The sequence below is a fragment of the Granulicella pectinivorans genome (assembly GCF_900114625.1).
GTDB lineage: Bacteria > Acidobacteriota > Terriglobia > Terriglobales > Acidobacteriaceae > Edaphobacter > Edaphobacter pectinivorans.
Genome location: NZ_FOZL01000001.1, coordinates 472,236 through 494,897 on the forward strand (window position 1 = coordinate 472,236; position 22,662 = coordinate 494,897).

Sequence of the window (22,662 nt, forward strand, 5' to 3'; positions counted from 1 at the left end):
CGCCTACCCGTTCTCCGCTGCTATCCTTACCCACGCCGCGTCTCGAAATCAGGAGCCCCAAATGCCCCGACTCCTCCCTCTGCTCTTCCTCACCACCACCCTCGCCGCTCAAACTCCACACCGCCCCACGCCACCCACACGAGACCCCCACACCCCCGGCTTCGTCACCGCCACCGAGCTTCCCGACACCGCCCTCCCGCCCGCCAACAAAGACGGCAACTACATCCTCGGCCCCACCCACAACCCCGCCCGCGAAACCACACCACCCCTCGCCTCCCCCGAGGGCACCATCCTCGAATTCACCATGAAGTCGACCGACTCCAAACGCTACCCCGGCATCGCGCGCGACCCCAACACCTTCGGCACCCCCGATCCCAACGACCCGGCAAAACTCCTCGTCCCCACGAGCCACCCCGCGCCCTACACCCGCAAGGTCACCGTCTACATCCCCAAGCAATACATCCCTTACACCATCGCCCCCTTCCTCGTTGGCGCCGACGGCCCCGACAAGCTCCTCTTCGCCACCCTCGACACCCTCATCTTTCAACACAAGATCCCCGTCCAGATCGCCATCTCCATCTCCAACGGCGGCGGCGACGCCCAGGGCTCCGAGCGCGGCCTCGAGTACGACACCATGTCGCCCCTCTACGCCGAGTTCGTCGAACACGAAGTCCTCCCCCGCGTCGAAAAGGAGGCCCACGTCCGCCTCACCAAAGATCCCAACGGCCGCGTCACCATGGGCGGCTCCTCCGGAGGCTCCTGCGCCCTCATCATGGCCTGGTACCACCCCGACCTCTATCGCCGCGTCCTCACCTACTCCGGCACCTTCGTCAACCAGCAGTGGCCGCCCAACCCCGCCACCCCCCACGGAGCCTGGGAGTTCCACGAACACCTCATCCCCAACTCCCCCCGCAAGCCCATCCGCCTCTGGATGGAGGTCGGCGACCGCGACAACCTCAACACCAACGCCATGCGCGACAACATGCACGACTGGGTTGTCGCCAACGAAAACATGGCCAGGGTCCTGGCCGCCAAGGGCTACCACTACCAGTTCGTCTTCGCAAAAAACGCCGGCCACACCGACCGCGCCGTCAAGCAGCAAACCCTGCCCGAAGCCCTCGAATACATCTGGCACGGCTACCCTATCCAGGACTGAGCCCAACCCGCCGCAAAACCGGGTGCCCCACATCTCGCTGTTGAGATGTGGGAATGCAGCCTCCAATATTCCCGGCTAAACCCGCTTCTTCAAAAAATACCGAGCCCCACCCCGCGGGTTATCCTCAATCTCCCCCAACCGCACATACCCCAGCTTCTCGTAAAACCCCAGCGCCTGGAACGAGAAGGTATCCAGCCAAACCCCCACCAGCCCCCGCTTCCGAGCCATCTCCTCCACCATCCCGATCAGCTTCGACCCTAGCCCCTGCCCCCGCGCATCCTTGGGCACCACCAGGTACTCCACAAAGATCCAGTCGTAAGCCGCCTTCCCCCAAAGCCCACCCGCGACCTTGCCATCCTCCCCCTTCACCAGCAAAGCCACCGGAAAATAACCCGGCGCCGGCCCAACCTCGTTGTTGTACTCCTGCAGGATCCCGCCAACCAGATCCCGATGCTCCGCCCCGACCGCATCCGCCACCACAATCTCATACGCCACGCCTACTCCCCTTTCGCCCACGCACTTCCATCCCACTCCCGCACCACACGCGCCGGAGCCCCAACCGCAATCACCCCGGCAGGTACCACCCCATTCACCACCGAGTTCGCCCCAATCACCGCCCCATCCCCGATGTCAGCTCCAGCCAGCACCACCACCCCATCGCCCAGCCAGACGTTCTTCCCAATCACCACCACCCCATCGTTCGAAAGCCGCCGCACCGCAGGCCGCAACTCCGGCCCCGTCTGCCCATGCCCCCGGTACTGCCCATGCGCATGATCGGTAATGGTCACGCCCGACCCGCACAGCAGCCCCTCCCCAATCGTCACCCGGTTCGTGCACGCAATATGGACGTAACTCGAAAGATTACAATTCGCCCCGATCGAAAGCTGAGGCGTATACATCTTCCCCCCATACTCCGTCACAGCCTCCAGCCACAGCCCATCCGCGGCCTTGAAGTTCGCCCCTACCTTCATATGGCTTAAACCCATCAGCCGCGGCAACCGTCCCAGCCCAAGCCCTGTCGTCCCCAGCTTCCGCTCCAACAGTCTGTCGCGTAGCCGACGCTGCAAGCCCCCAAAGGACTTCTGCACCGTCAACATCCAGCCGTTCTCAGCCGCATAACCCGCAAGACTCATCCCCACATCCTACCAATCGAATTCACGTAACCCTCCGGCCTTCCAAAGCATCCAACGGCTGATGAGCACTCCCAAGCGTCTCTGGTGGCAGGACGGCGTCATCTATCAGGTCTACCCCCGCTCGTTCCAGGACACCAATGGCGACGGCGTAGGCGACCTCCCCGGCATCCTCTCCCGCCTCGACCACCTCGTCGACCTCGGCGTCGACGCCCTCTGGATCTCCCCCTTCTACCCCTCACCCATGGCCGACTTCGGCTACGACGTCGCCGACTACACCAACGTCGATCCCCTCTTCGGCACCCTCGAAGACTTCGACCGCCTCCTCGAAGGCGTCCACGCCCGCGGCCTCAAGCTCATCCTCGACTTCGTCCCCAACCACTCCTCGGACAAGCATCCCTGGTTCCTCGCCTCGCGCTCTTCGAAAGAAGATCCCAAGCGAGACTGGTACATCTGGCGCGATCCGGCACCCTTCCAGCCCGGCGATACCGCACCCCGTCCGCCCAACAACTGGATGTCCAACTTCGGCGGTCCCGCCTGGACCTACGACCACGCCACCGGACAGTTCTACCTCCATTCCTTCCTGCCCCAGCAGCCCGATCTCAACTGGCGTAACCCGCAGGTCCGCGCCGCCATCTACGAAGCCATGCGCTTCTGGCTCGAGCGCGGCCCCGACAAACAAGGCGTGGACGGCTTCCGCATGGACGTCCTCTGGCTCCTCATCAAGGATGACCAGTTCCGCGACAACCCGCCCAACCCCGACTGGCACGAAGGCGACTCCACCCTCTGGTCCGTCCTCCCCACCTACACCGCCGACCAGCCCGAGACCCACCGCATCGTCTCCGAGATGCGCACCATCCTCAACCAGCACGGCGAACCCAACCCTCGGGTTCTCATCGGCGAAATCTACCTGCCACTCCCCGAACTCGTCCGCTACTACGGCAGCCCCGGCCCCGGAGCCGCACCCGGAGAAGACGCCCTCACCGGAGCGCAGCTCCCCTTCAACTTCCAGCTCATCCAGGCTCCCTGGAGCGCCCAGGGCATCGCCCAGCTCATCACCCAGTACGAAGGCCTGCTCCCCCCTGGAGCATGGCCCAACTGGGTTCTCGGCAACCACGACCAGGCCCGCGTCGCCACCCGCATCGGCCCCGAGCAGGCCCGCGTCGCCGCCATGCTCCTCCTCACCCTCCGTGGCACCCCCACCCTGTACTACGGCGATGAGATCGCCATGCAGAACGTCCCTATCCCAGCCGGCCAGGTCAAAGATCCCGCCGAGCTCCGCCAGCCCGGCATCGGCCAGGGCCGCGACCCCGAACGCACCCCCATGCTCTGGGACCATACGGAAAATGCAGGCTTTACCACCGGTACCCCATGGCTCCCCGTCACCGGCGACTTCGCCTGGAAATCGGTAGAAGCCCAGAAACGCGACCCTCGCTCCACCCTGAACCTTACCAAGCACCTACTCCACCTGCGGCGCGTCACCCCCGCCTTGCACCTCGGCGATGTCTCCGACGTCTACTCCAGCGGATACGTCCTCAGCTATCGCCGCAACCACGGCACAGAGCGCCTCCAGATCATCCTTAACCTCTCGAACTCCAACCAGTCCGCCTGGACACCCGGCGGCCGCATCCTCGCCTCCACCAACTCCTGGCGCCCCACCGACCTCACCACCACCGTACGCGGCGACTTCGAGATCTGGCCCAATGAGGGTTTGATCGTCGAACTCGACTAAGAACAGCAGCGATCATCTTGCCCGGAGCCACCTTAGCCCGTGCGATCAGCTTCTTCAGCTTTGGCTCTTGCCGTTTTTATCCTTTCGATCTGAATTATGCTTTGCTTTGAAAGGGTGGTATCCCCCCTCACGTAACTTCACTTGCCCCCTCCCGGGTCGCCGCCTCGGCCTGATGCTCGTCACCGCCGCCGCCGAATCCTAGCCCTCTCCGACCCAACCGCGTCCACCCTACCCCTCTGGCCTGAAATTCACCACAAACGCTGAAGATGCCTTCTTTTCAATGCGATACGGGTGCTCTTTTTTGAGCATGTTCAACGTGCAATTTGGGAAGCTTTCCGACTCGGTTGGCCTATTGAAATATTGTTTTTGTGGGCGACAGGTCAGACCAATCTCTGCTAGCATGACCCCGCCATGAAAACCTTCGACTCCGCGCGCCGCGACCTTCTCAAGCTCTCTGGACTTGGGCTTGCCGTCTCCCTGCCGTCCCTCTCGTTCGCCGAGGCGCCGAAGATCGGGAGCTCTCCCCTGCTGTTCGACGTGCGCACCTACGGCGCCACCGGGTCGGGCAAGGTGCTCGACACCAAAGGCATCAACGCAGCCATCGAGGCCTGCGCGGCAGCCGGCGGCGGGACGGTCTACTTTCCGGCCGGTACCTACCTTACCTTTTCCATCCGGCTCAAGAGCCTGGTCCACCTCTATATCGCGCAGGGCGCAACCATCCTCGCGGCGGACTCGCCTCTTCCCGGTCAGACCACCGGCGAGCTTGGCGGCGTCTACGACGCGGCCGAACCCAATACCAGCTACGACGCCTACCAGGACTACGGCCACAACCACTGGCACAACTCACTCCTCTGGGGCGAGAACCTGCACGACCTCTCGATCACCGGACCCGGCCTCATCTATGGCAAAGGCCTCAGCTTCGGCGTTGGGCCGTCGCGTCCGCCGGGAGCCCCGCAGCGCACCGGCTTCGGCCCGGAACGCCCCGCGGGCACACCGCCCGTGCAGCGCCCACCGCGCGGCGAGTATCCCATGTACCAGGCCGAGCAGCCCGGCGTGGGCAACAAGGCCATCGCGCTCAAGAACTGCCGCAACGTCACCTTCAAGGACTTCTCGCTGCTCAAGGGCGGGCACTTCGGCCTTCTCCTCACCGGCGTCGACAACCTCATCATCGACGGCCTCAAGATCGACACCGACCGCGACGGCATGGACATCGACTGCTGCAAGAATGTGCGGGTCTCGAACTGCACCGTGAATTCGCCATGGGACGACGGCATCTGCCCCAAGAGCTCCTATGCCCTGGGCTACAACCGCGCCACCGAGAACGTCACCATCACCAACTGTTATGTGACGGGAACCTACATGCTGGGCTCGGTCCTCGACGGCACGTGGCAGAAGTTTCCTGCCGACGTCCGCGGCGTGGGCCGCACGGGACGCATCAAGTGCGGCACGGAGTCCAACGGCGGCTTCAAGAACATCACCATCTCGAACTGCGTCTTCGAGGGCTGCGACGGACTTGCGCTCGAGAGCGAAGACGGCGCGCTGTGCGAGGACATCACCATCACCAACATCACGATGCGCGACATTCACTCGTCGCCCTTGTTCTTCCGTCTCGGCGCGCGTTTGCGTGGACCGAAGCCCGAGACCAAAGTGGGCACGCTGCAGCGGATCCTGGTCTCGAACATCGTCAGCTACAACTCATCGGCGCGCCTGGGCAGCATACTGAGCGGCATTCCCGACTTTCCGCTGCGCGACATCAAGATTGCGAACTTCTACTCGCAGCACGTCGGCGGAGCCCCGCAGGATCAGGTGGGTATCGTGCCTCCGGAGAAGATCGAGTCGTACCCCGACCCGGGGATGTTCGGCCCGATGCCGTCGCAGGGCTTCTTCCTGCGCCACATCCGCAACCTGGAGATGAGCCACGTCGAGATCGAACCGGTAGCCCCGGACCCGCGTCCGTCGTTCTCTCTGCTGGACGTCCACCGGGCCGATTTCTTCGCCATCACCGCGCCGACCAGCCCGGCCGCCTTCCATCTGGATCAGGTGACCGATCTCCGCATCGCCTTCAGCCGAGCCACCCCCGACGTTACGCTCGCGAGCGCCGATAACAAGACCCTGTAAAGCTGTCCTGTCGAAAAGTGGCCCTTCCGGCAGAACAACTTTGGGATTCATGCCTGTTTCTTCGGCATACCCTGCAGTTTTCGGCGCGGGAAAACGTGGCCAGAGTGTGGATATGGGCCGATGATGCGTTCTCCGTGGAGAGTGGGGAACGGGCGAGGGAAGACTGCGTATAGAAGGTGAGTGATGTACTCTGCTCCTGTCTTCTCTTGTCTTCGGAGGCGGGGCGTGTTCTGATTCTTCAAACCCTATAAGCCGCTACTCCCGGGAGTCCGACGATGCTCTATCACGTAACGCGCAACGGCCAGAACTATGGACCGTATACCCTCGAAGACCTGTCACGCTATGTCGCCTCGGGGAACGTTCTGCCGACGGATATGGCCAAGAGCGATGAGATGACGGAGTGGGTGACGGTGGCTTCGCTGCTGGAACCCGCGGCTTCGTCTATGCCGCCACCGCAGCAGCCTGCCTACACGGAGACCTATCAGCCGGGCTATGCGGCTCCTCCAGCGTCGGCTTATCCGGCGGCCGCGTACGATCCGCCGCCGAACCTGAGCTGGGGGCTTGTGCTTCTGTTCAGCATTCTGACCTGCTCGGTGTTCATCTTTATCTGGAACATGATCCTGGCGGCGTGGGTGAACCGGATTGCGCCGGCGAGTAAGGTGCTGGTGCTTTATATCGCCGTGACCGTGGGTTGGCTGGTGTTGTCGGTCGTGGGGCAGCACCATGGCATCCGTCATTACAGTACGGGCGTTCACTTCGATACGGAGAACACGGGCGTTTCGCTGCTGTGGATCTGCTGGTGGGTGCTGAAGCTGTATGCGCGATTCACGATGCGCAATGAGCTGGAGAAGCACTACAACACGGTTGAACCGATGGGTCTGCGGCTTTCGGGCGTGATGACGTTCTTCTTTGGCGGGCTGTACTTTACGTATCACCTGAACCGCATCGCCGATATGAAGCGGGCGATGGCGTACGGGATGCCGAGGCCGTATTGAGTACCAGACACATGATGGCGACCGCCGTGCTGTTTGCGGCGGTCGTGCTGTTGGTGCGGCCGGCTTGCCCGGTGTATGCGATGTTTCATGTGCTTTGCCCCGGGTGTGGGGGAACGCGGGCTTTGATGGCTTTGCTGCGAGGGAACCTGGGGGCGGCGTGGCGGTTGAATGCTTTGGTGGTGTGTGAGATTCCGTTGGGGCTGGGGTACGTCTTGGCGGGGATTTGGCGGCGGGGTGTTTGGCCTGAGGTGAGCAGGGGCTGGTGGATCACGGTCTCCGTGGGAGTGGCCTTGTTTACGGTGGGACGGAACTTCTTCGCGCTCTAAGGACACGAATTCCAGGAATCGAAGGCGGATAACGACAGGCAACGGCAAAAGAAGAGGCAGATCCCCTTCGGGGATGACAACCAAAGGGCAACGGCAGCGGCCCGGAGATGGAGGGCTTGCGGATGGGACAGGAAGGCATACCCCAGGGGCTTAAAGCCCCCTTTTACGATGGGCTGTGAGACCCCAGGCTGAAGCTTTGGGATACCTAGAAGCAACGGCAAGAGCAAAGTAAGGCTAGAGGGGTTTGTAGCGGGTGAGGCAAAGGATGCCTTCTTCGGGGGAGACGGTGATCCGGCAGGGCTCGTAGGATTCCACGCGGACGGTGCAGTTCTCGTGGATGTCGACCTGCGCGATGCGGCGTTCGGGGTTGTCGTCGGAGTAGACGGTGCAGCGCCAGGAGTCGCCGACGTCCTGCCAGACGAGGGAGAACATGCGGTGGTCGTGATGTCGCTGCTGGACCTCTTCGCTGGAGCGCAGGTTGCAGGCGAGGCGTCCGAGAACTGTCGGATCAGTCATTCTTTGATCAACGATTTCAGTGAGTTCGAGCGACGTCATGGTAGGCCTCCGCTTGAGGGGAGCGAGTCTAGCAGACGGATGGAGAGACTGGGAAGAAGATTGCGCGGGAAAAAAATCAGGCGGGAAGAGCGCGGAGAATCGCTCCGAGGAGGAGATGCGGGGCGAGGCCAAGGAGCAGGACAGCGACCGCGAGGAGGATGAGGAGGGTTCTGGTGAGGAGCGATGTGTGGATGATGCCGTCGCCCTCGCCGGGTGGGGTGACGTAGACGCGCTTGAGGACCTGCAGGTAGTAGTACAGCGACACGGCGCTTGTGGCGAGGACGAGGATGACGAGCCAGAGGAGGCCGGGGTTGCCCTGCATGGCGGCGACGAGGAGATAGAACTTGGCGAAGAAGCCGGCGAGCGGTGGGATGCCGGCGAGGGAGAGCAGAAAGACGAAGAGCGCGGCGGCGGGCAGGGGAGCGCGGCGGCTGAGCCCGTGGAAGCTCGTGAGCCGGTCGTCCGGCAGGATACCGATGACGGCGAAGATGCCCAGGGTGGTGAGAGCGTAGGTGATGACGTAGAAGAGGAGCGCGGCGAGGCTCTCGCGGGTGTGCGCGATGGGGGCGAGGAGCATGTATCCGGCGTGGGCCACGGCGGAGTAGGCGAGGAGACGGCGGAGGCCGGTCTGGCGCAGAGCGACGAGGTTGCCGAAGACCATGGAGGCGGCGGCGAGGAGGACCAGGATAGGGATCCAGCCGGGGGTGAAGGGTTTGGTGGCGCCCTGCGCGTTGGCGAAGGCGAGGGTCATGATCTGGAAGAAGAGGAAGAAGCTGGCGACCTTGGAGCTGGAGGCGGCGAAGGCGGCGGAGGGTATGGGGGCGGCTTCGTAGACGTCGGGTGCCCAGAAGTGCAGGGGGAAGGCGGCGATCTTGAAGCCGAAGCCGATAACGGTGGTGACGATGGCGATGACGGCGAGGGGGTTCAAGGGAGTGTGGATGGCGGCGGCGATGTCGTGGAAGCGGGTGGAGTTCGATAGGCCGTAGAGGATGCTAAAGCCGAAGAGCAGGAAGGCGGCGGACATGCCGCCGAAGAGGAAGTACTTGAGGGCGGCTTCGGCGGCGCGGGGGCGGCGTTTGTCGAAGCCGGTGAGGACGTAGAGGGAGAGCGAGAGGAGCTCGAGGGAGAGGAAGAGGACGAGGAGGTCCTGGGTGGCGACGAGGAACATCATGCCGACGGTCGCGAGGAGGATGAGGAGGACGAACTCGCCTACATGGTCGGTGAAGCCGGTGTCGATGGCGATGAGGAGGGTTCCGATGGCCAGGACGAGAAGGGCGATCTGGATGAGATGGGTGAGGGGGTTGGCGAGGAGGACACCGTTGAGGAGGTTGACCTGCTCGGGGACAAGGACGAGACGGGCGATGGCGGCGAGGCATCCGATGACGCCGAGGGTGGAGGCGATGGTGAAGCGGGTGCGTGCGGGCTGGGTGCGGAGAGCGAGGTCCAGCGCCAGGACGAGGAGGGCCGTGACGACGACGATGACTTCGGGGAGCGCAAGCTGGAGGAGGCCGGTGTAGGAAAGCACTACATACCTCCTTTGCGCAGGTTGTCGAAGATGGGCGAGTTCAAGGCAGGCATGATGATGCGGAGGAGCATCTGCGGGTAGACGCCGACGGCGATGCTGGTGGCGAGGAGGATGGCCGCGCCGAGGTACTCGGGGAGGGTGATGGGGTCGAGCGGTGGTGGGGCGGCTTCGCTGGGTTGCTCGGCGAAGAAGGCCTTCTGCATGGCGCGCCAGACGTAGACGACGCCGAGGAGGATGCCGACGCCGACGCAGAGCGCCAGGACGGGGAAGGCGTGCCAGGCACCGACGACGATCATGAGTTCGGCGATGAAGCCGGAGAAGCCGGGGAGGCCCATGCTGGCCATGCCGGCGAGGACGAAGGTAACGGTCGCGAAGGGGAGGGCGCGGCTGAGGTGCATGGGGCCGAGCTGGCCGAGCTCGCGGGTGTGGGTACGGTCGTAGACCATGCGGCCGACGGTGGCGAAGAGCAGGCCGGCGAGGATGCCGTGGGAGAACATCTGGATGACGGCGCCGGTGATGCCGATCTGCGAGAGGGTCATGAGGCCGAGGAGGATGAAGCCCATGTGCGAGACGCTGGAGTAGCCGATGACGAACTTGAAGTCCTTCTGGACGAGGGCGACGAGGGCTCCGTAGACGATGCCGATGACGGCGAGGAGGGCGAAGACGTCTCGCCAGGAGCCGAGGCCGAGGACATGGAAACCCCAGGGGGCGAGGCCGAGGGGGAAGAGGGCCATGGCGACGCGGAGGCATCCGTAGGCGCCGAGCTTCATGACGACTCCGGCGAGGAGCATGGAGGCGGCGGTGGGAGCGGCTACGTGTCCGGTGGGAGCCCAGGTATGGAAGGGCCACAGGCCGGCGAGGATGGCGAAGCCTACGAAGACTAACGGGAAGGCCCACATCTGGAAGTGGGCGGGGAAGGCGGTGGGGGAGATGTTGGCGAGGGACATGGTGCCGGAGTAGGCGTAGGCGGCGATGATGCCGACGAGGACCATGGCGGAGCCGAGGAAGGAATAGAGGGCGAGCTTCATGGCGCCGTACTCCTTGCGGGTGGAGCCCCAGATGGCGATGAGGAAGTACTTGGGGATGATGACGATCTCGTAGAAGACGAAGAGAAGGAAGAGGTCGTAGCTGAGGAAGACGCCGTAGACACAGGCGATGAGCAGGAGGTAGAAGGCGAAGAAGGCGTGGGTGCGGCGGGCGATGTTCCAGGAGAAGAGGACGCCGGTGATGGCAACGATGCCGGTGAGGAGGACGAGGGAGAGGGAGATGCCATCGGCGGCGAGATGGTACTCGATGTGGAGGGCGGGGATCCAGGGGACGCGAGCGATGGTGAAGAGCTCGCCGGTGCGGTGCTGGAGGAAGGCGAGCAGGGCGATGATGAAACCGGCGATGGCGGTGAGTAAGGCTACGATGCGCGCGGGGGTGGGGCTTGCTTTGGGCAAGAGGAGGAGGGTGAGGGCTCCGATGAGCGAGATGTAGATGGTCCACGCGAGCATAGTTTTAGAACTTCAGTTGGTGCGTCATCAGGGTGACCGTGCTGTGGATGAGGCCTAAGAGGAGTTGCGGGTAGAGACCGAGGACGAACATGAGGGCGATGGCCGGGGCGAGGGCGAGGCGTTCGCCGGAGGTGAGGTCGGGGAAGGTGGACCAGGCTGCGTTCAGGGGGCCGGAGAAGACGCGCTGGAGGATGGTGAGCATGACGATCGCGGTGATCATGAGGCCGATGGCGGAGAGCGACGTGGCCCAGGTGACGAGGGGGAAGGCGCCCTTGAAGATGAGGAACTCGGGGATGAAGCCGTTGAGGCCGGGGAGGCCGAGGGACGAGAAGAGCGCGATGCCCATGAGGCCGGTGAAGACGGGTGCGATCTTGCGGAGGCCACCGAAGTCGTTGAGGCCGCGTTGGCCGTTGGCACGCTGCTCGATGAGAGCAATGAACCAGAAGATGGTGGCGGCGGTGAGGCCGTGGCTGAACATCTGCAGCATGAGACCGCTGAGGGCGGCTTGCCGGGCGGAGTCGTCGGCGGTGAACTTTACGATGGCGAAGAGGGCGAGCAGGCAGTAGCCGAGATGGTTGATGGAGGAGTAGGCGAAGGTGCGCTTGAGGTCCTTCTGGGCGAGGGCGGCGTAGGCGGAGAAGACGACCGTTGCGGCGGCGAGCCAGAGGAGCGGGGTGAGGACTTCGCGCATCTGCGGGGCGAAGAGGGGGAGGAGGATGCGGAGGAATCCGTAGAGGCCCATCTTCGACATGGCTCCGGTCAGGACGGCGGTGGTGCCGGAGGGGGCTTCGCTGTAGGCCGGCGGGAGCCAGGTGTGGAAGGGCATCAGCGGGACTTTGACCGCGAAGCCGAGGAAGACACCGGCGAAGAGGAGGAACGGGGAGACGTGGCCGGCGAGTTTGGGAGCAAGCTGGTTGGTCTGGGCGAGGTTGGCGAGTGCGAGGAAGTCGAATTGATTGGTGGCGAGGAAGAGGGCCAGGAAGGCCAGGAGCATCGCCACGGACCCGACCATGGTGTAGACGAGGAACTGCATGGCCGCGGGAGAGCGCTGGGGTCCACCCCAGAGCTTGATGAGGAAGAAGGCGGGGATGATGCTGAGTTCCCAGTAGGTGAACCAGGGGATGAAGTTGAGGGCGGTGAAGGCTCCGAAGAGGCAGGCCTGAAGGAGGAGCATGAGGGCGAAGTAGAGGGCGGGTTTGTCTTCGATGCTCCACGATGCGGCGATGCCGATGGGGACGACGATGGACGAGAGAAGGACCATGAGAAGGCCGAGGCCGTCGATGCCTACGCGGTACTCGATGTTGAGCGCGGGGACCCAGGCGTAGCGCTCTTCGCACTGGAGGGCGGTGGTGGTGGCGTCGAAGTGGCAGGCGAGGTAGATCGCCAGCGCCAGGGCGGCTAAGCTTGCGGTGAGCGCAAGGATGCGGGCGAGTTTCCTGTTGTTGCCACAGGCGAGGGTGGCGACGGCTCCGAGGACGGGCAGGGCGGTGATGAGGGTGAGGAGCATCAGGCTTTGGCCCTCCAGAGCAGGAGGACGACCAGGGCGATGAAGGCGAGGCCGACGATGCGGAGGTAGCTCTGGATGCGTCCGCCTTGCAGACGGGCGAGGATGCGTCCGCTGAAGGAGACGGTGTGGGTGCCGGCGTCGAAGGTGCCGTTGACGAGGTAGGTGTCGATGAAGTTGTCGACCCTGGCGAGTCCCACGACGGTCGACGCGATGGCCGTGACCAGGCCGCTCCAGAGCCAACGGTCGAGGAGGCCGGAGAGGGTGGCGAAGGCGTTGTTCAGGGGGACGATGGTCGAGGCGTAGAGGGCGTCGATGTAGAACGCGTGGTTCAGGATACGGAACAGGCGTGGCTCGAGGGCGTCGAGCGCGTCCTGCTGTTCATGGTGCCGGATGGGCTTGCGGTAGTAGAGCCAGTAGCCAAGGGCGATGCCGAGGACGACGAGGAAGGACGACACCGTCATGAGGCCGAGGATGCCGCCGGTGGAGAAGGCGGCGAGGTTGAAGGTGGGGCGCTTCTCTTCGAGGAAGGACTGGAACCATGGCCAGGTGGGCGCACCGATCAATCCGAAGAGCACCGTGCTGGTGGCGAGGATGACGAGCGGGACGGTCATGATGGCCGGGCTCTCGTGCGGGTGCCCGTTGTGGATGTGGGCGTGCGCGGCGAGAGTGGGCGGGACGACAGGCCGGCGGGATTCGCCGGCGAACATGTAGCAGAGCTGGCGGGTCATGTAGAAGGCGGTGAGGAGAGCTCCGAAGGCGCCCATGTAGAAGGGCGTGCGGGAGACGGACCAGGAGAAGGCGGCGTGGAGGATCTCGTCCTTGGACCAGAAGCCGGAGAAGAGCGGGAAGCCGCAAAGCGCGAGCATGCCGGCGGCGTAGGTGGTGAAGGTGATGCGCATGGACCTGCGCAGTCCGCCCATGAGGCGGATGTCCTGCTCGCCGTTGCAGCCGTGGATGATAGACCCCGCGCCGAGGAAGAGGAGGGCCTTGAAGAAGGCGTGGGTGATGAGGTGGAACATGCCGACGGAGACGCCGCCGACGCCCAGACCCATCATCATGTAGCCGAGCTGCGAGACGGTGGAGTAGGCGAGAATGCGCTTGATGTCGTACTGGGCGACGGCGACGAGGGCGCCAAAGAGAGCGGTGATGGCTCCTACCCAGGTGATCACCTGCAGGGCGATGGAGGGGGTGAGTTCGGGCAGCGATGCCGGGTGCGCGGCCATGAGGGGATAGACGCGGGCAACGAGGAAGACGCCTGCGGCCACCATGGTCGCAGCGTGGATGAGGGCGCTGACGGGGGTGGGCCCTTCCATGGCGTCGGGGAGCCAGACGTGGAGCGGGACCTGTCCGGATTTGCCGGCGGCTCCGCAGAAGAGGAGCAGGCCGATGCCGGTGGAGACCGTCATGCCGTAGAGGGTGGTGTGGGCGACGAGCGTGGCGAGGGCGGAGTGTTCGAGTGCGCCGGCTCCGTTGTCGTAGAAGAGGAGCGTGCCGGTCTGGGTGTAGAGCCAGACCATGCCGAGGAAGAATCCGATGTCGCCGATGCGGGTGACGAGGAAGGCCTTCTTCGCCGCGGCTGCGGCTGCGGGCTTCGCGTACCAGAAGCCGATGAGCAGGTAGGAGGTGAGGCCGACGATCTCCCAGCACATGAAGAGCAGGAGGAGGTTGTTGGCGATGAGGACACCGAGCATAGCTCCGGCGAAGAGGGCAAGAAAGCAGAAGAAGCGCGTGAAGTTTTCGTCGTCGTGCAGGTAGCCGACGCTGTAGATGAAGATGAGCGTCCCGACGAAGGTGACCATGAGGAGCATCACGATGGTGAGTGGATCGAGGATCCATCCGATGCGGAACCATGCGTCGCCGATCTGGAACCAGGGGACGTTGACGACCTCGCTGGAGACCTCGGTCATGGAGAGGAGATGGAAGAAGGCGACGACGGAGAGCAGGAACGACGCGACCATCGACCCGATCGCGAGGGACGCGGCAAGGGTTCGATGCCTCTGTTTCAAAAGGGCAATGACTCCTGCTGCCAGGATGGGCAGCAGGGGGACGAGCCACAGATTTTGTACGATACCGTTCATCGGGAGTCCAAGGGAAGTGTTTCAGCCCTTCATGCTATTCATCTGGTCCAGGTCGGTCGTTTGCGTGTGCCGGTATACCGCGAGGATGATGCCGAGGCCAACGGCGGCTTCGGCGGCTGCGATACCGATGGAGAAGAGCGTGAAGAGGATGCCGGTGAACGCGGCGGGGTTGGGCCCGTAGCGCCAGAAGGCGATGAAGTTGAGGTTCGCAGCGTTGAGCATGAGCTCGATGCCGATGAGGACGAGGATGGCGTTGCGACGGGTGAGGGCTCCGGCGAGGCCGATGCAGAAGAGGAAAGACGAGAGCAGGAGGCAGGCGGTGAGGGGGTTCATGCATCACCGCCTTTTCCACGCAAGGGCTCGTTGGGCATCGCGACGATGATCGCGCCGATGAGGGCGGCGGTGAGGAGGATGCCCATGATCTCGAGAGGCAGGGCGAATGTGTGCATCAAGGTGTTACCGATGGCGGAGACGGGGGCATCGGGCGGTGTGGTCGCGATGGGGAAGGATCCGCTGCCACGGATGACGGCCCATGCGAGAACCGCGAAGAGGGAGATGGCTATGATGCCTCCGGTGATCCACGACGAAGACAAGGCGGGTTGCGCGAGCGGGCCGGCGCTGCGGGTCATCATGATGGCGAAGACGGCGAGGATGGCGACGGCGCCGACGTAGACGATGATCTGGGTGAAGCCTGCAAACTCCGCGCCGAGCAGAAGGTACAGCAACGCAAGGCCGACGAAGCCGATGGTAAGCGCAAGGATGCAGTGCACCATGTGACGCAGGGTCATGGCGGCGGCGAATCCGGCGATGGTGAGTGCGGCGAGGATGAGGAAGGCTGCTGTCATTTCCATGAGCTGCGGCTCTTTATTCGGCGAAGCGGTAGGTGCGGACCTGAAGCTTCCTGGTTTGCTTCGATCCGCGGCTGAGGAAGAAGCATGAGACGGCGATGAGGGCGAGGGATACGGGCCAGCGCAGGATGTTTCCAGGCATGAGGTGCCAGACGACGGCGGCGAAGAGGTTGACGAGGGTCATGGGCAGCATGAACTTCCAGGCGAGGCCCATGAGTTGATCCATGCGGAGGCGAGGGAACGTACCGCGCACCCAGATGAAGGCGGCGATGAAGACGAGGAGTTTGAGGAAGAACCAGATCCAGGAGGGAATGAAGGTGAGGAAGGAAAACGGCGCGGACCAGCCGCCGAGGAAGAGCGTGATGGCGAGGCCGGAGGTGGCGAACATGCCGAGGTACTCGCCGAGGAAGAAGAGGGCGAACTTGAAGCCGGAGTACTCGGTGTAGTAGCCGGCGATGAGCTCGGACTCGCCTTCGGGGAGATCGAAGGGCGAGCGGTTGGACTCGGCGGCGGCGGCGATCATGAAGAGGATGAAGCCGCAGAGACCCCAGGGCGTGAAGACGAACCAGTGGGCAAGGCCGTTGGTGTAGACGGCTTGCTGCGCGACGATGGTGACGGTGGAGAGCGAGCCGGAGGCCATGATGACGACGACGGCGGAGAGGACGAGCGGGATCTCGTAGCTGATCATCTGCGCGATGGCGCGCATGGCTCCGAGGAGCGAGTATTTGCTGCGGCTGGACCAGCCGGCCATGAAGACGGCGAGCTCCACCATGGAGCCGATGGCGAAGAAGAACAGCAGGCCGGCATCGAGGTTGATGATGACCATGTTGCGGCCGATGGGCAGGACGGCATAGCCGAGGAAGGCAGCGAGAACAAGTAAGAGCGGCGCGAGGAAGTGGACGACCTGGTCGGCAGAGCGGGGGACGACGTCTTCCTTGGTGAGCGACTTGATGCCGTCGGCGATGGGCTGCCAGAAGCCGTAGGGGCCGACGCGGTTGGGGCCGTAACGGTTCTGCATGCGGCCGAGACCTTTGCGCTCCAGCACAGTGGTGATGGCGAAGAGGAGGGGGAAGACGACGAGGACGGGAACAACAGAGAGGATGGCCGAGGCGATGGGCTGCGCGGGCGCGGGGACGTGGCCCATGAGGAAGGCTTTGGTTGTTACAAATACCTGATCGAGGGCCTGGGGGTTCATTGTGCCGGTACACTCCCCGTGGCTGGCGTTGCGGGTGGAGTGAGCTTGGGGGCGGCGGCTTTGGCGCGGGCGGCGGCGAGGTCGGCGTCGACGGCGGCAGCCTCGGTGGGATGGATCTGGTGGTAGTACTCGTTGGGTTTCGCTAAGCGCTTTTTGTTCCAGAGGAGATCGTTGAAGCGCTCGGCAGTGCTGGCCTCGAAGGCGACGTCCATCTTGATCGCGTCGAAGGGACAGACCTCGACGCAGATCTGGCAGCTCATGCAGACGGAGACATCGATGTTGAAGCGCGCGGGGTAGAACTGCTGCTTGCCGACGGCGTCCGGCTTTTTATCGACGCTCTTTTCGATGAAGATGCACTTGGGTGGGCACTCCTTCTCGCAGATGAGGCAGGAGACGCAGCGCAGGCCCTGCTGCCAGTCGTCGCCGTCGTAGACGAGGAAGGGGAAGTTGCGCGAGGCTTCGATGCGCGGGGCACGCTCCTCGGGGAACTGCACGGTCGTCAGACGTTCCTTGCCGACATAGCTTCCGAAGAAGTTTCGAGCCGTCTCCGCCAATCCCTTCAGAAGACCTTCACCGAGCATAGAATCCTTCATTCCTCGCCGAAAAAAGCTCAAATTTTGTGCGACACCACTCTACTCCATTTACCGGTCGACCTCGCCCATCACGATGTCGATGCTCCCGAGAATAATCACAACGTCCGCGATGCTTTGACCGAGACACATGTCTTCGAGGATGGTGAGGTTGATGAGGCTGGGGGGACGGACGCGATAGCGATAGGGGCCGGGTGAACCATCGCTGATGAGATAGAAGCCGAGCTCGCCCTTGGGAGCTTCGATACGTCCATAGGCTTCGCCGGGTTTGGGACGGAAGCCGCGGATCTTGGTCTTGGGATCCTGGATGGGGCCTTCGGGAAGATCGCGGAGGGCCTGCTCCAGAATCTTGCAGGACTCGCGCATCTCAAGCAGGCGGATCATGTAACGGTCGTAGACGTCGCCGTGATCGCCGAGCGGGACGCGGAAGCTGAAGCGGCCGTAGATGCCGTACCTGTCCACCTTGCGGAGATCGTAGTTGACGCCGCAGGCCCGCAGCATGGGGCCGGTGACGCCGGCGTTGATGGCGAGTTCCTTACTAAGCACGCCGACGCCCTGCGTGCGGGCCATGAGGATCTCGTTGCTGGCAAGGAGGTTTTCGAACTCGTCGAGGAAGCGGGGGAATTCGGCCACCACTTTTTGGGCTTGTTCGAGCCAGCCGGCGGGGAGATCGACGCGGCATCCGCCAAAGCGCATGTAGTTGCACATCATGCGCGCGCCGGTGAGGGACTCGAAGAGGTCGAGGATCTTTTCGCGCTCGCGGAAGGCGTACATCAACGGTGTGCCGCTGGCGCCCATGTCCTGCATGAGGAAGCCGATGAGGCAGGCGTGATTTTGTAACCGCGTGAGTTCGGCGGTGATGACGCGGAGGTACTCGGCGCGCTCGGGCACGACGATGCCGGCGAGGGTTTCGACGGCCAGGGCGTAGGCCCAGTTGTTGGTCAGCGAGCAGAAGTAGTCGAGGCGATCGGTGTAGGGCATGGAGCCGAGATAGCTCTCATGCTCGGCGATCTTTTCGTGGTTGCGATGGAGGTAGCCGAAGACGGGCTTGAGCTTGATGACGCGTTCGCCGTCGAGCACGACATCCATGCGAAAGACGCCGTGAGTGGAGGGGTGCTGCGGGCCCATGGAGACTTCGAGGAGGTGCGAGTCCGCCTTGGTGGGCGTGAGGCTGGCGCCGGGTGGCAGGGCTACCGCTGTGTTCATACGGCACCGCCGTGGGTGTGCTGGGCGCGGTGCAAGACTTCGTCGTGCGCGGTGGGCTCGTACTCGTAGTCGTCGGGCTCGACATAGTCGCGGCGCATCGGGTGATCGACGAAGCCTTCCCACATGAGGATGCGGCGGAGGTCGGGGTGTCCGTCGAAGACGATGCCGAAGAGGTCGAAGATCTCGCGTTCCTGGAAGTCGGCGCTGCGCCAGACGGGTGTGAGGGAAGGGAGATGCACGTGGGCGGCGCGGTCTTCCGTACGCATGCGAAGGATGACGGGGCCGTGCCTGAGTTCCATGGAGTAGAGGTGGTAGACGGCTTCGAGATAGTCGCCGGACTCAGTGGTGCGGAGCTCGTCGACCTGGGTCTCTACGCCGTCTACCAGTTTGGTTACTTTTACCTTTTCCGAGACTTCGAGCGGAGGCCAGTCGATGCCGGTGACGTTGGAGCAAAAGTCGTAGCGGTGCGCCGGGGCGTCGCGCAGGAAAAGAGCTACGGCGACAGCGTGCTCCGGGTCGAGGAGCAGGCTGTGCTGTGCGGAGACGCTGGGATTCGTCACCAGCTCCAGACGACAGCCGGGGATGGCGGATTCGATCTCGAGCTTAAGTTGTTCCAGCATCGTCCCTGCCTATGGTGGTGATATTGACGAGGGGCGGGCGCCAAACGTCACGATTGCGTGGCGGCTCAAGATCGTGGGTGCCGAAGGTGGGGATGGTGAACTCGCTGGGCTCGTCGGCGTGGAGGTGGCGGGGGCGGTCTGCGCCGGTGAGTTGCTGCTCGTCGATCTTCTTCTGCAGCGCCATGAAGCCTTCGATGAGGGCCTCCGGACGAGGCGGGCAGCCGGGGATGTAGATGTCGACGGGGATGTAGCGGTCGATGCCCTTGAGGACGTTGTAGCCCTGCTTGAAGGGCCCTCCCGAGATGGCGCATGCGCCCATGGAGATGACGTACTTGGGTTCGGGCATCTGGTTATAGAGGCGCACGACCTGCGGCGCCATCTTCTTGGTGATGGTGCCGGCGACGATCATGAGGTCGGCCTGACGGGGCGAGGGGCGGAAGACCTCGGCGCCGAAGCGGGCGAGATCGTAGCGGGCCATGGTGGTGGCGATCATCTCGATGGCGCAACAGGCGAGGCCGAAGTTCAATGGCCAGAGAGAGCTTCTGCGGCCCCAGTTGTAGAGATCCTGCAGGGTGGTGGCGAAGATACCCTGCTTGCTCAGCTCGTTCTTCAGCGCTTCATCCATGATGGAAACCCTTCAGGCTACGTCCAGGTGAGGACCTTCTTGTGCCAGGCCCAGGCAAGGCCCGCGATGAGCAGGAACAGGAAGACGAAGACGGCGAGGCACTCTCCAAGCCCGAAGCCGGTGAGGGCGGTCGCGAACGGCAGGAGGAAGACGACTTCCACGTCGAAGACGAGGAAGAGGATGGCGTAGAGGTAGTAGCCGGGTTTGAACTGCACCCAGGCATCGTCGGAGGATTCAAGTCCGCACTCGTAGACGGCGTTCTTGGATCGGCCGGGTTTGGCGGGCGAGAATTTCTTCGCCCACAGCCACGCGAGCGCGAGGGGAGCGACCGCGAAACCGACCGCGCCGAGCAGAAGAACGAGAATTGGGAGATACGAAACGTTTCCCATTTTTGACGTACCCACGGTAGCACACTGTCCTGCGTAACGTGCGCCCTGCGCGGGCGGCTGGTGTTCACACGCCTTTTTACCCCTTCGCGTGCCCCTTCCGTTGGTCAGGAATGAATTTCTTGCTGACCTACGGAAGGCCCGCAGGACAACCTTGCGCCACGACCGGTATACGAGTCACGAAGGTTCTGCCGCAGGCGCCGTGATCGCTGCCCGCGCGGAGCGGCCCATCCGGCAGGACAAATCTTTACGGGTGGTGGTATGCTTCGGCCCTGTTTCGCCCAACCCTCCTGTCGGAGTTACATCGTATGCAGAGCAGCTACAACGGAATCCCTGTCCCGCCGAACGGCCAACCCATTGAATACAAGGACGGAAGTTATGTGGTGCCGGATCATCCGGTGATCCCGTTTATCGAGGGCGATGGAACCGGAAGGGATATCTGGAAGGCCTCGCAGCGGGTGTTCGACGCGGCGGTGGAGAAGGCGTACGGCGGTAAGCGCAAGGTGGAGTGGTACGAGGTGCTGGCGGGCGAGAAGTCGTACCGGAAGACGCAGGACTGGCTACCAGACGATACGGTGAAGGCGACCGTCGACTTTCGCGTCTCGATCAAAGGGCCGCTGACGACGCCGGTGGGCGGCGGCATTCGCTCGCTGAACGTAGCGCTGCGGCAGTTGATGGATCTGTACCAGTGCATCCGTCCGGTGAAGTACTACGCCGGCGTGCCGAGCCCGGTGAAGCATCCGGAGAAGCTGGACGTCGTGATCTTCCGGGAGAACACGGAGGACATCTACGCGGGGATCGAGTTCCGCGAGGGGACGCCCGAGGCGAAGAGGTTTATCGCGTTTGTGAACGACGACATGCTGAAGGGCTCGAAGAAGAAGATCCGGCTGGACTCGGGCGTGGGCGTGAAGCCGATCTCGATTACGGGATCGAAGCGGCTGGTGCGCGCAGCGATTCAGTATGCGCTCGACAACGGACGCAAGACGGTGACGCTGGTACACAAGGGGAATATTCAGAAGTTCACCGAGGGCGCGTTTCGCGAGTGGGGCTACGAGGTTGCAGTGGAGGAGTTCCGCGCGGACACCGTGACGGAGCGCGAGAGCTGGATCCTCGGGAACCTGGAGGACAATCCGAAGCTGACAGCGGAGGAGAACGCCGCGCTGATCGAACCGGGGATCGAGTTCGCCGCGAAGGAGTTTGGCGAGTCGGTGATTGCGGAGGTGAAGGCGGTGGTTGCGAGCATCGGGGCTTCGCATGGAGATGGCAAGTGGAAATCGAAGATCTTGATCAATGACCGCATCGCGGATTCCATCTTCCAGCAGATCATCATTCGGCCTTCGGACTACAGCGTGCTGGCTACGACGAACCTGAACGGCGACTACATCTCGGATGCGGCGGCGGCGCAGGTGGGCGGACTGGGGATCGCGCCGGGAGGCAATATCGGCGATGGGTATGCGGTGTTTGAAGCCACGCACGGGACCGCGCCGAAGTATGCGGACAAGGACGTGATCAACCCGGGGTCGGTGATCCTTTCGGGGGTGATGCTGTTTGATTTTCTGGGATGGAAAGAGGCGGCTCGGCTGATTGAATCGTCGATGGAGAAGACGATCCAGCAGAAGTTCGTGACCTACGACTTCGAGCGGCAGATGCAGGGCGCGACCAAGGCGAAGACGAGTGAATTTGCGACGCGCATGATTGAGAATATGTAAATGAAATTGATCTCGTTTGTTACAGATGGCGTATCGAGTTACGGAGTGCTTGAGGGCACCACGGTGAAGGATCTTGGGGCGGTGTTGCGTGGACGCTTTCCGACCCTGAAGGCCCTGCTTGGCGAGGACTTCCTGAGCATCGCGCAGGAGACGGAAGCGCCTCGGCTTGCGCGCTCGGCGGTGCAGTTGCTTCCTCCTGTTCCGGATCCGGCGAAGATCCTCTGCATCGGCAAGAACTACGAAGAACACCGCGTGGAAACGGGTGGGGAGAAGCTCGCGTACCCGACGATCTTCACTCGTTTCGCGGACACGCTGGTGGCGGATGGGCAGGATGCCTGGGCTCCAGGCGTGTCGAGCGAGATCGACTTCGAAGGCGAGCTGGCTGTCGTGATAGGGCGCGCGGGACGGCACATTGCGCTCGAAGATGCGCTGTCGCACGTGGCCGGATACGCGTGCTTCAACGACATCTCGATCCGCGACTGGCAGAGGCACACCACGCAGTTCACGCCGGGCAAGAACTTTCCGCGTACGGGCGGGTTTGGGCCGTGGATCGTGACGGCGGATGAGATCGCCGATCCGCAGGCGCTCGATCTGACGACGTGGCTGAACGGCGATGAGGTGCAGAAAGCCAATACCGCGGAGATGATCTTCAACATCCGCGCACTGATTCACTACTGCTCGTCGTTCACGCAGCTCTCGCCGGGAGATGTGATCGCCACAGGAACGCCGGGCGGCGTGGGGGCGAAGCGCAAGCCGCAGCTCTTTATGAAGGTGGGCGATGTCGTGGAGATCGAGATCGCATCCGTCGGGACGCTGCGCAATAGCATCGGCGAAGGCAAGGCTTAGCCAGAATCGAAAAGGACCA

At 63.3% G+C, this 22,662-nt stretch carries 22 protein-coding genes; 7 read left to right on the forward strand and 15 right to left on the reverse strand.

Going from position 1 to position 22,662, the window contains the following annotated elements:
• Positions 1-61: 61 nt before the first annotated feature.
• Positions 62-1,156, forward strand: coding sequence for an alpha/beta hydrolase (locus tag BM400_RS01835; protein WP_089836092.1), 1,095 nt, complete (start codon positions 62-64; stop codon positions 1,154-1,156).
• Positions 1,157-1,231: 75 nt separating this feature from the next.
• On the opposite strand, the gene BM400_RS01840 is transcribed toward BM400_RS01835, so the two are convergent.
• Together BM400_RS01840 and BM400_RS01845 are read right to left on the reverse strand one after the other, a co-directional pair.
• Entirely contained in the window at positions 1,232-1,651 is a 420-nt protein-coding gene (locus tag BM400_RS01840; RefSeq protein WP_217644065.1) for a GNAT family N-acetyltransferase, read from the reverse strand.
• 2 nt (positions 1,652-1,653) lie between these two features.
• Positions 1,654-2,289, reverse strand: a complete 636-nt coding sequence (locus BM400_RS01845; protein ID WP_217644066.1) for an LbetaH domain-containing protein — start codon at positions 2,287-2,289, stop codon at positions 1,654-1,656.
• A 61-nt stretch (positions 2,290-2,350) separates the two neighbouring features.
• On the opposite strand from BM400_RS01845, the gene BM400_RS01850 reads away from it, so the two are divergent.
• From BM400_RS01850 to BM400_RS01865, 4 genes are all read left to right on the forward strand, one after another.
• Positions 2,351-4,018: an alpha-amylase family glycosyl hydrolase gene (locus BM400_RS01850; RefSeq protein WP_089836094.1), complete on the forward strand. Its 1,668-nt coding sequence runs from the start codon at positions 2,351-2,353 to the stop codon at positions 4,016-4,018.
• Between the two features lie 411 nt (positions 4,019-4,429).
• Complete coding sequence (locus tag BM400_RS01855) at positions 4,430-6,136, forward strand: rhamnogalacturonidase (protein WP_089836096.1); 1,707 nt, start codon at positions 4,430-4,432, stop codon at positions 6,134-6,136.
• Between the two features lie 275 nt (positions 6,137-6,411).
• Positions 6,412-7,131 (forward strand): DUF4339 domain-containing protein, encoded by a 720-nt coding sequence (locus BM400_RS01860; RefSeq protein ID WP_089836098.1) that lies wholly within the window; start codon positions 6,412-6,414, stop codon positions 7,129-7,131.
• Complete coding sequence (locus tag BM400_RS01865) at positions 7,128-7,457, forward strand: DUF2752 domain-containing protein (protein WP_141223777.1); 330 nt, start codon at positions 7,128-7,130, stop codon at positions 7,455-7,457. Before BM400_RS01860 ends, BM400_RS01865 begins: the two co-directional genes overlap by 4 nt.
• A 234-nt stretch (positions 7,458-7,691) precedes the next feature.
• Here the strand turns inward: BM400_RS01865 and BM400_RS01870 are convergent, their stop codons facing one another.
• The 13 genes from BM400_RS01870 to BM400_RS01930 form a co-directional block, all read right to left on the reverse strand.
• Complete coding sequence (locus BM400_RS01870; RefSeq protein ID WP_089836102.1) at positions 7,692-7,973, reverse strand: hypothetical protein; 282 nt, start codon at positions 7,971-7,973, stop codon at positions 7,692-7,694.
• Between the two features lie 115 nt (positions 7,974-8,088).
• Positions 8,089-9,537, reverse strand: a complete 1,449-nt coding sequence (locus BM400_RS01875) for an NADH-quinone oxidoreductase subunit N (protein WP_089836104.1) — start codon at positions 9,535-9,537, stop codon at positions 8,089-8,091.
• Complete coding sequence (locus BM400_RS01880; RefSeq protein ID WP_089836106.1) at positions 9,537-11,033, reverse strand: complex I subunit 4 family protein; 1,497 nt, start codon at positions 11,031-11,033, stop codon at positions 9,537-9,539. The genes BM400_RS01875 and BM400_RS01880 overlap by 1 nt, the downstream gene beginning before the upstream one ends.
• A gap of 4 nt (positions 11,034-11,037) precedes the next feature.
• On the reverse strand, positions 11,038-12,540 hold the full coding sequence (locus BM400_RS01885; RefSeq protein ID WP_089836108.1) for a complex I subunit 4 family protein: 1,503 nt from the start codon (positions 12,538-12,540) through the stop codon (positions 11,038-11,040).
• Positions 12,540-14,618 carry an NADH-quinone oxidoreductase subunit L gene (gene nuoL, locus BM400_RS01890; RefSeq protein WP_089836110.1) on the reverse strand — a complete coding sequence of 693 codons (2,079 nt, stop codon included), beginning with the start codon at positions 14,616-14,618 and terminating at the stop codon, positions 12,540-12,542. The genes BM400_RS01885 and nuoL overlap by 1 nt, the downstream gene beginning before the upstream one ends.
• Positions 14,619-14,639: 21 nt before the next feature.
• The gene (nuoK, locus tag BM400_RS01895) at positions 14,640-14,951 is read right to left on the reverse strand and encodes an NADH-quinone oxidoreductase subunit NuoK (protein WP_089836112.1); all 312 of its coding nucleotides are present in this window, start codon (positions 14,949-14,951) and stop codon (positions 14,640-14,642) included.
• A complete protein-coding gene (locus BM400_RS01900) occupies positions 14,948-15,469 on the reverse strand; it encodes an NADH-quinone oxidoreductase subunit J family protein (RefSeq protein ID WP_245781628.1) in 522 nt (173 codons plus the stop codon). The genes nuoK and BM400_RS01900 overlap by 4 nt, the downstream gene beginning before the upstream one ends.
• Positions 15,470-15,482: 13 nt before the next feature.
• Entirely contained in the window at positions 15,483-16,661 is a 1,179-nt protein-coding gene (nuoH, locus tag BM400_RS01905; protein WP_089836114.1) for an NADH-quinone oxidoreductase subunit NuoH, read from the reverse strand.
• On the reverse strand, positions 16,658-17,242 hold the full coding sequence (locus BM400_RS01910) for a 4Fe-4S binding protein (protein WP_089836116.1): 585 nt from the start codon (positions 17,240-17,242) through the stop codon (positions 16,658-16,660). The genes nuoH and BM400_RS01910 overlap by 4 nt, the downstream gene beginning before the upstream one ends.
• Positions 17,243-17,302: 60 nt before the next feature.
• Positions 17,303-18,457 carry an NADH-quinone oxidoreductase subunit D gene (locus BM400_RS01915; protein WP_089836117.1) on the reverse strand — a complete coding sequence of 385 codons (1,155 nt, stop codon included), beginning with the start codon at positions 18,455-18,457 and terminating at the stop codon, positions 17,303-17,305.
• Positions 18,454-19,077: an NADH-quinone oxidoreductase subunit C gene (locus tag BM400_RS01920; RefSeq protein ID WP_089836119.1), complete on the reverse strand. Its 624-nt coding sequence runs from the start codon at positions 19,075-19,077 to the stop codon at positions 18,454-18,456. Before BM400_RS01920 ends, BM400_RS01915 begins: the two co-directional genes overlap by 4 nt.
• On the reverse strand, positions 19,061-19,702 hold the full coding sequence (locus BM400_RS01925; RefSeq protein WP_089836122.1) for an NADH-quinone oxidoreductase subunit B: 642 nt from the start codon (positions 19,700-19,702) through the stop codon (positions 19,061-19,063). The genes BM400_RS01920 and BM400_RS01925 overlap by 17 nt, the downstream gene beginning before the upstream one ends.
• A 17-nt stretch (positions 19,703-19,719) precedes the next feature.
• The gene (locus BM400_RS01930; RefSeq protein ID WP_089836124.1) at positions 19,720-20,091 is read right to left on the reverse strand and encodes an NADH-quinone oxidoreductase subunit A; all 372 of its coding nucleotides are present in this window, start codon (positions 20,089-20,091) and stop codon (positions 19,720-19,722) included.
• 305 nt (positions 20,092-20,396) lie between these two features.
• On the opposite strand from BM400_RS01930, the gene BM400_RS01935 reads away from it, so the two are divergent.
• Together BM400_RS01935 and BM400_RS01940 are read left to right on the forward strand one after the other, a co-directional pair.
• Complete coding sequence (locus BM400_RS01935; protein ID WP_089836126.1) at positions 20,397-21,797, forward strand: NADP-dependent isocitrate dehydrogenase; 1,401 nt, start codon at positions 20,397-20,399, stop codon at positions 21,795-21,797.
• On the forward strand, positions 21,798-22,643 hold the full coding sequence (locus BM400_RS01940) for a fumarylacetoacetate hydrolase family protein (protein ID WP_089836128.1): 846 nt from the start codon (positions 21,798-21,800) through the stop codon (positions 22,641-22,643).
• The last annotated feature ends 19 nt before the right edge of the window (positions 22,644-22,662 follow it).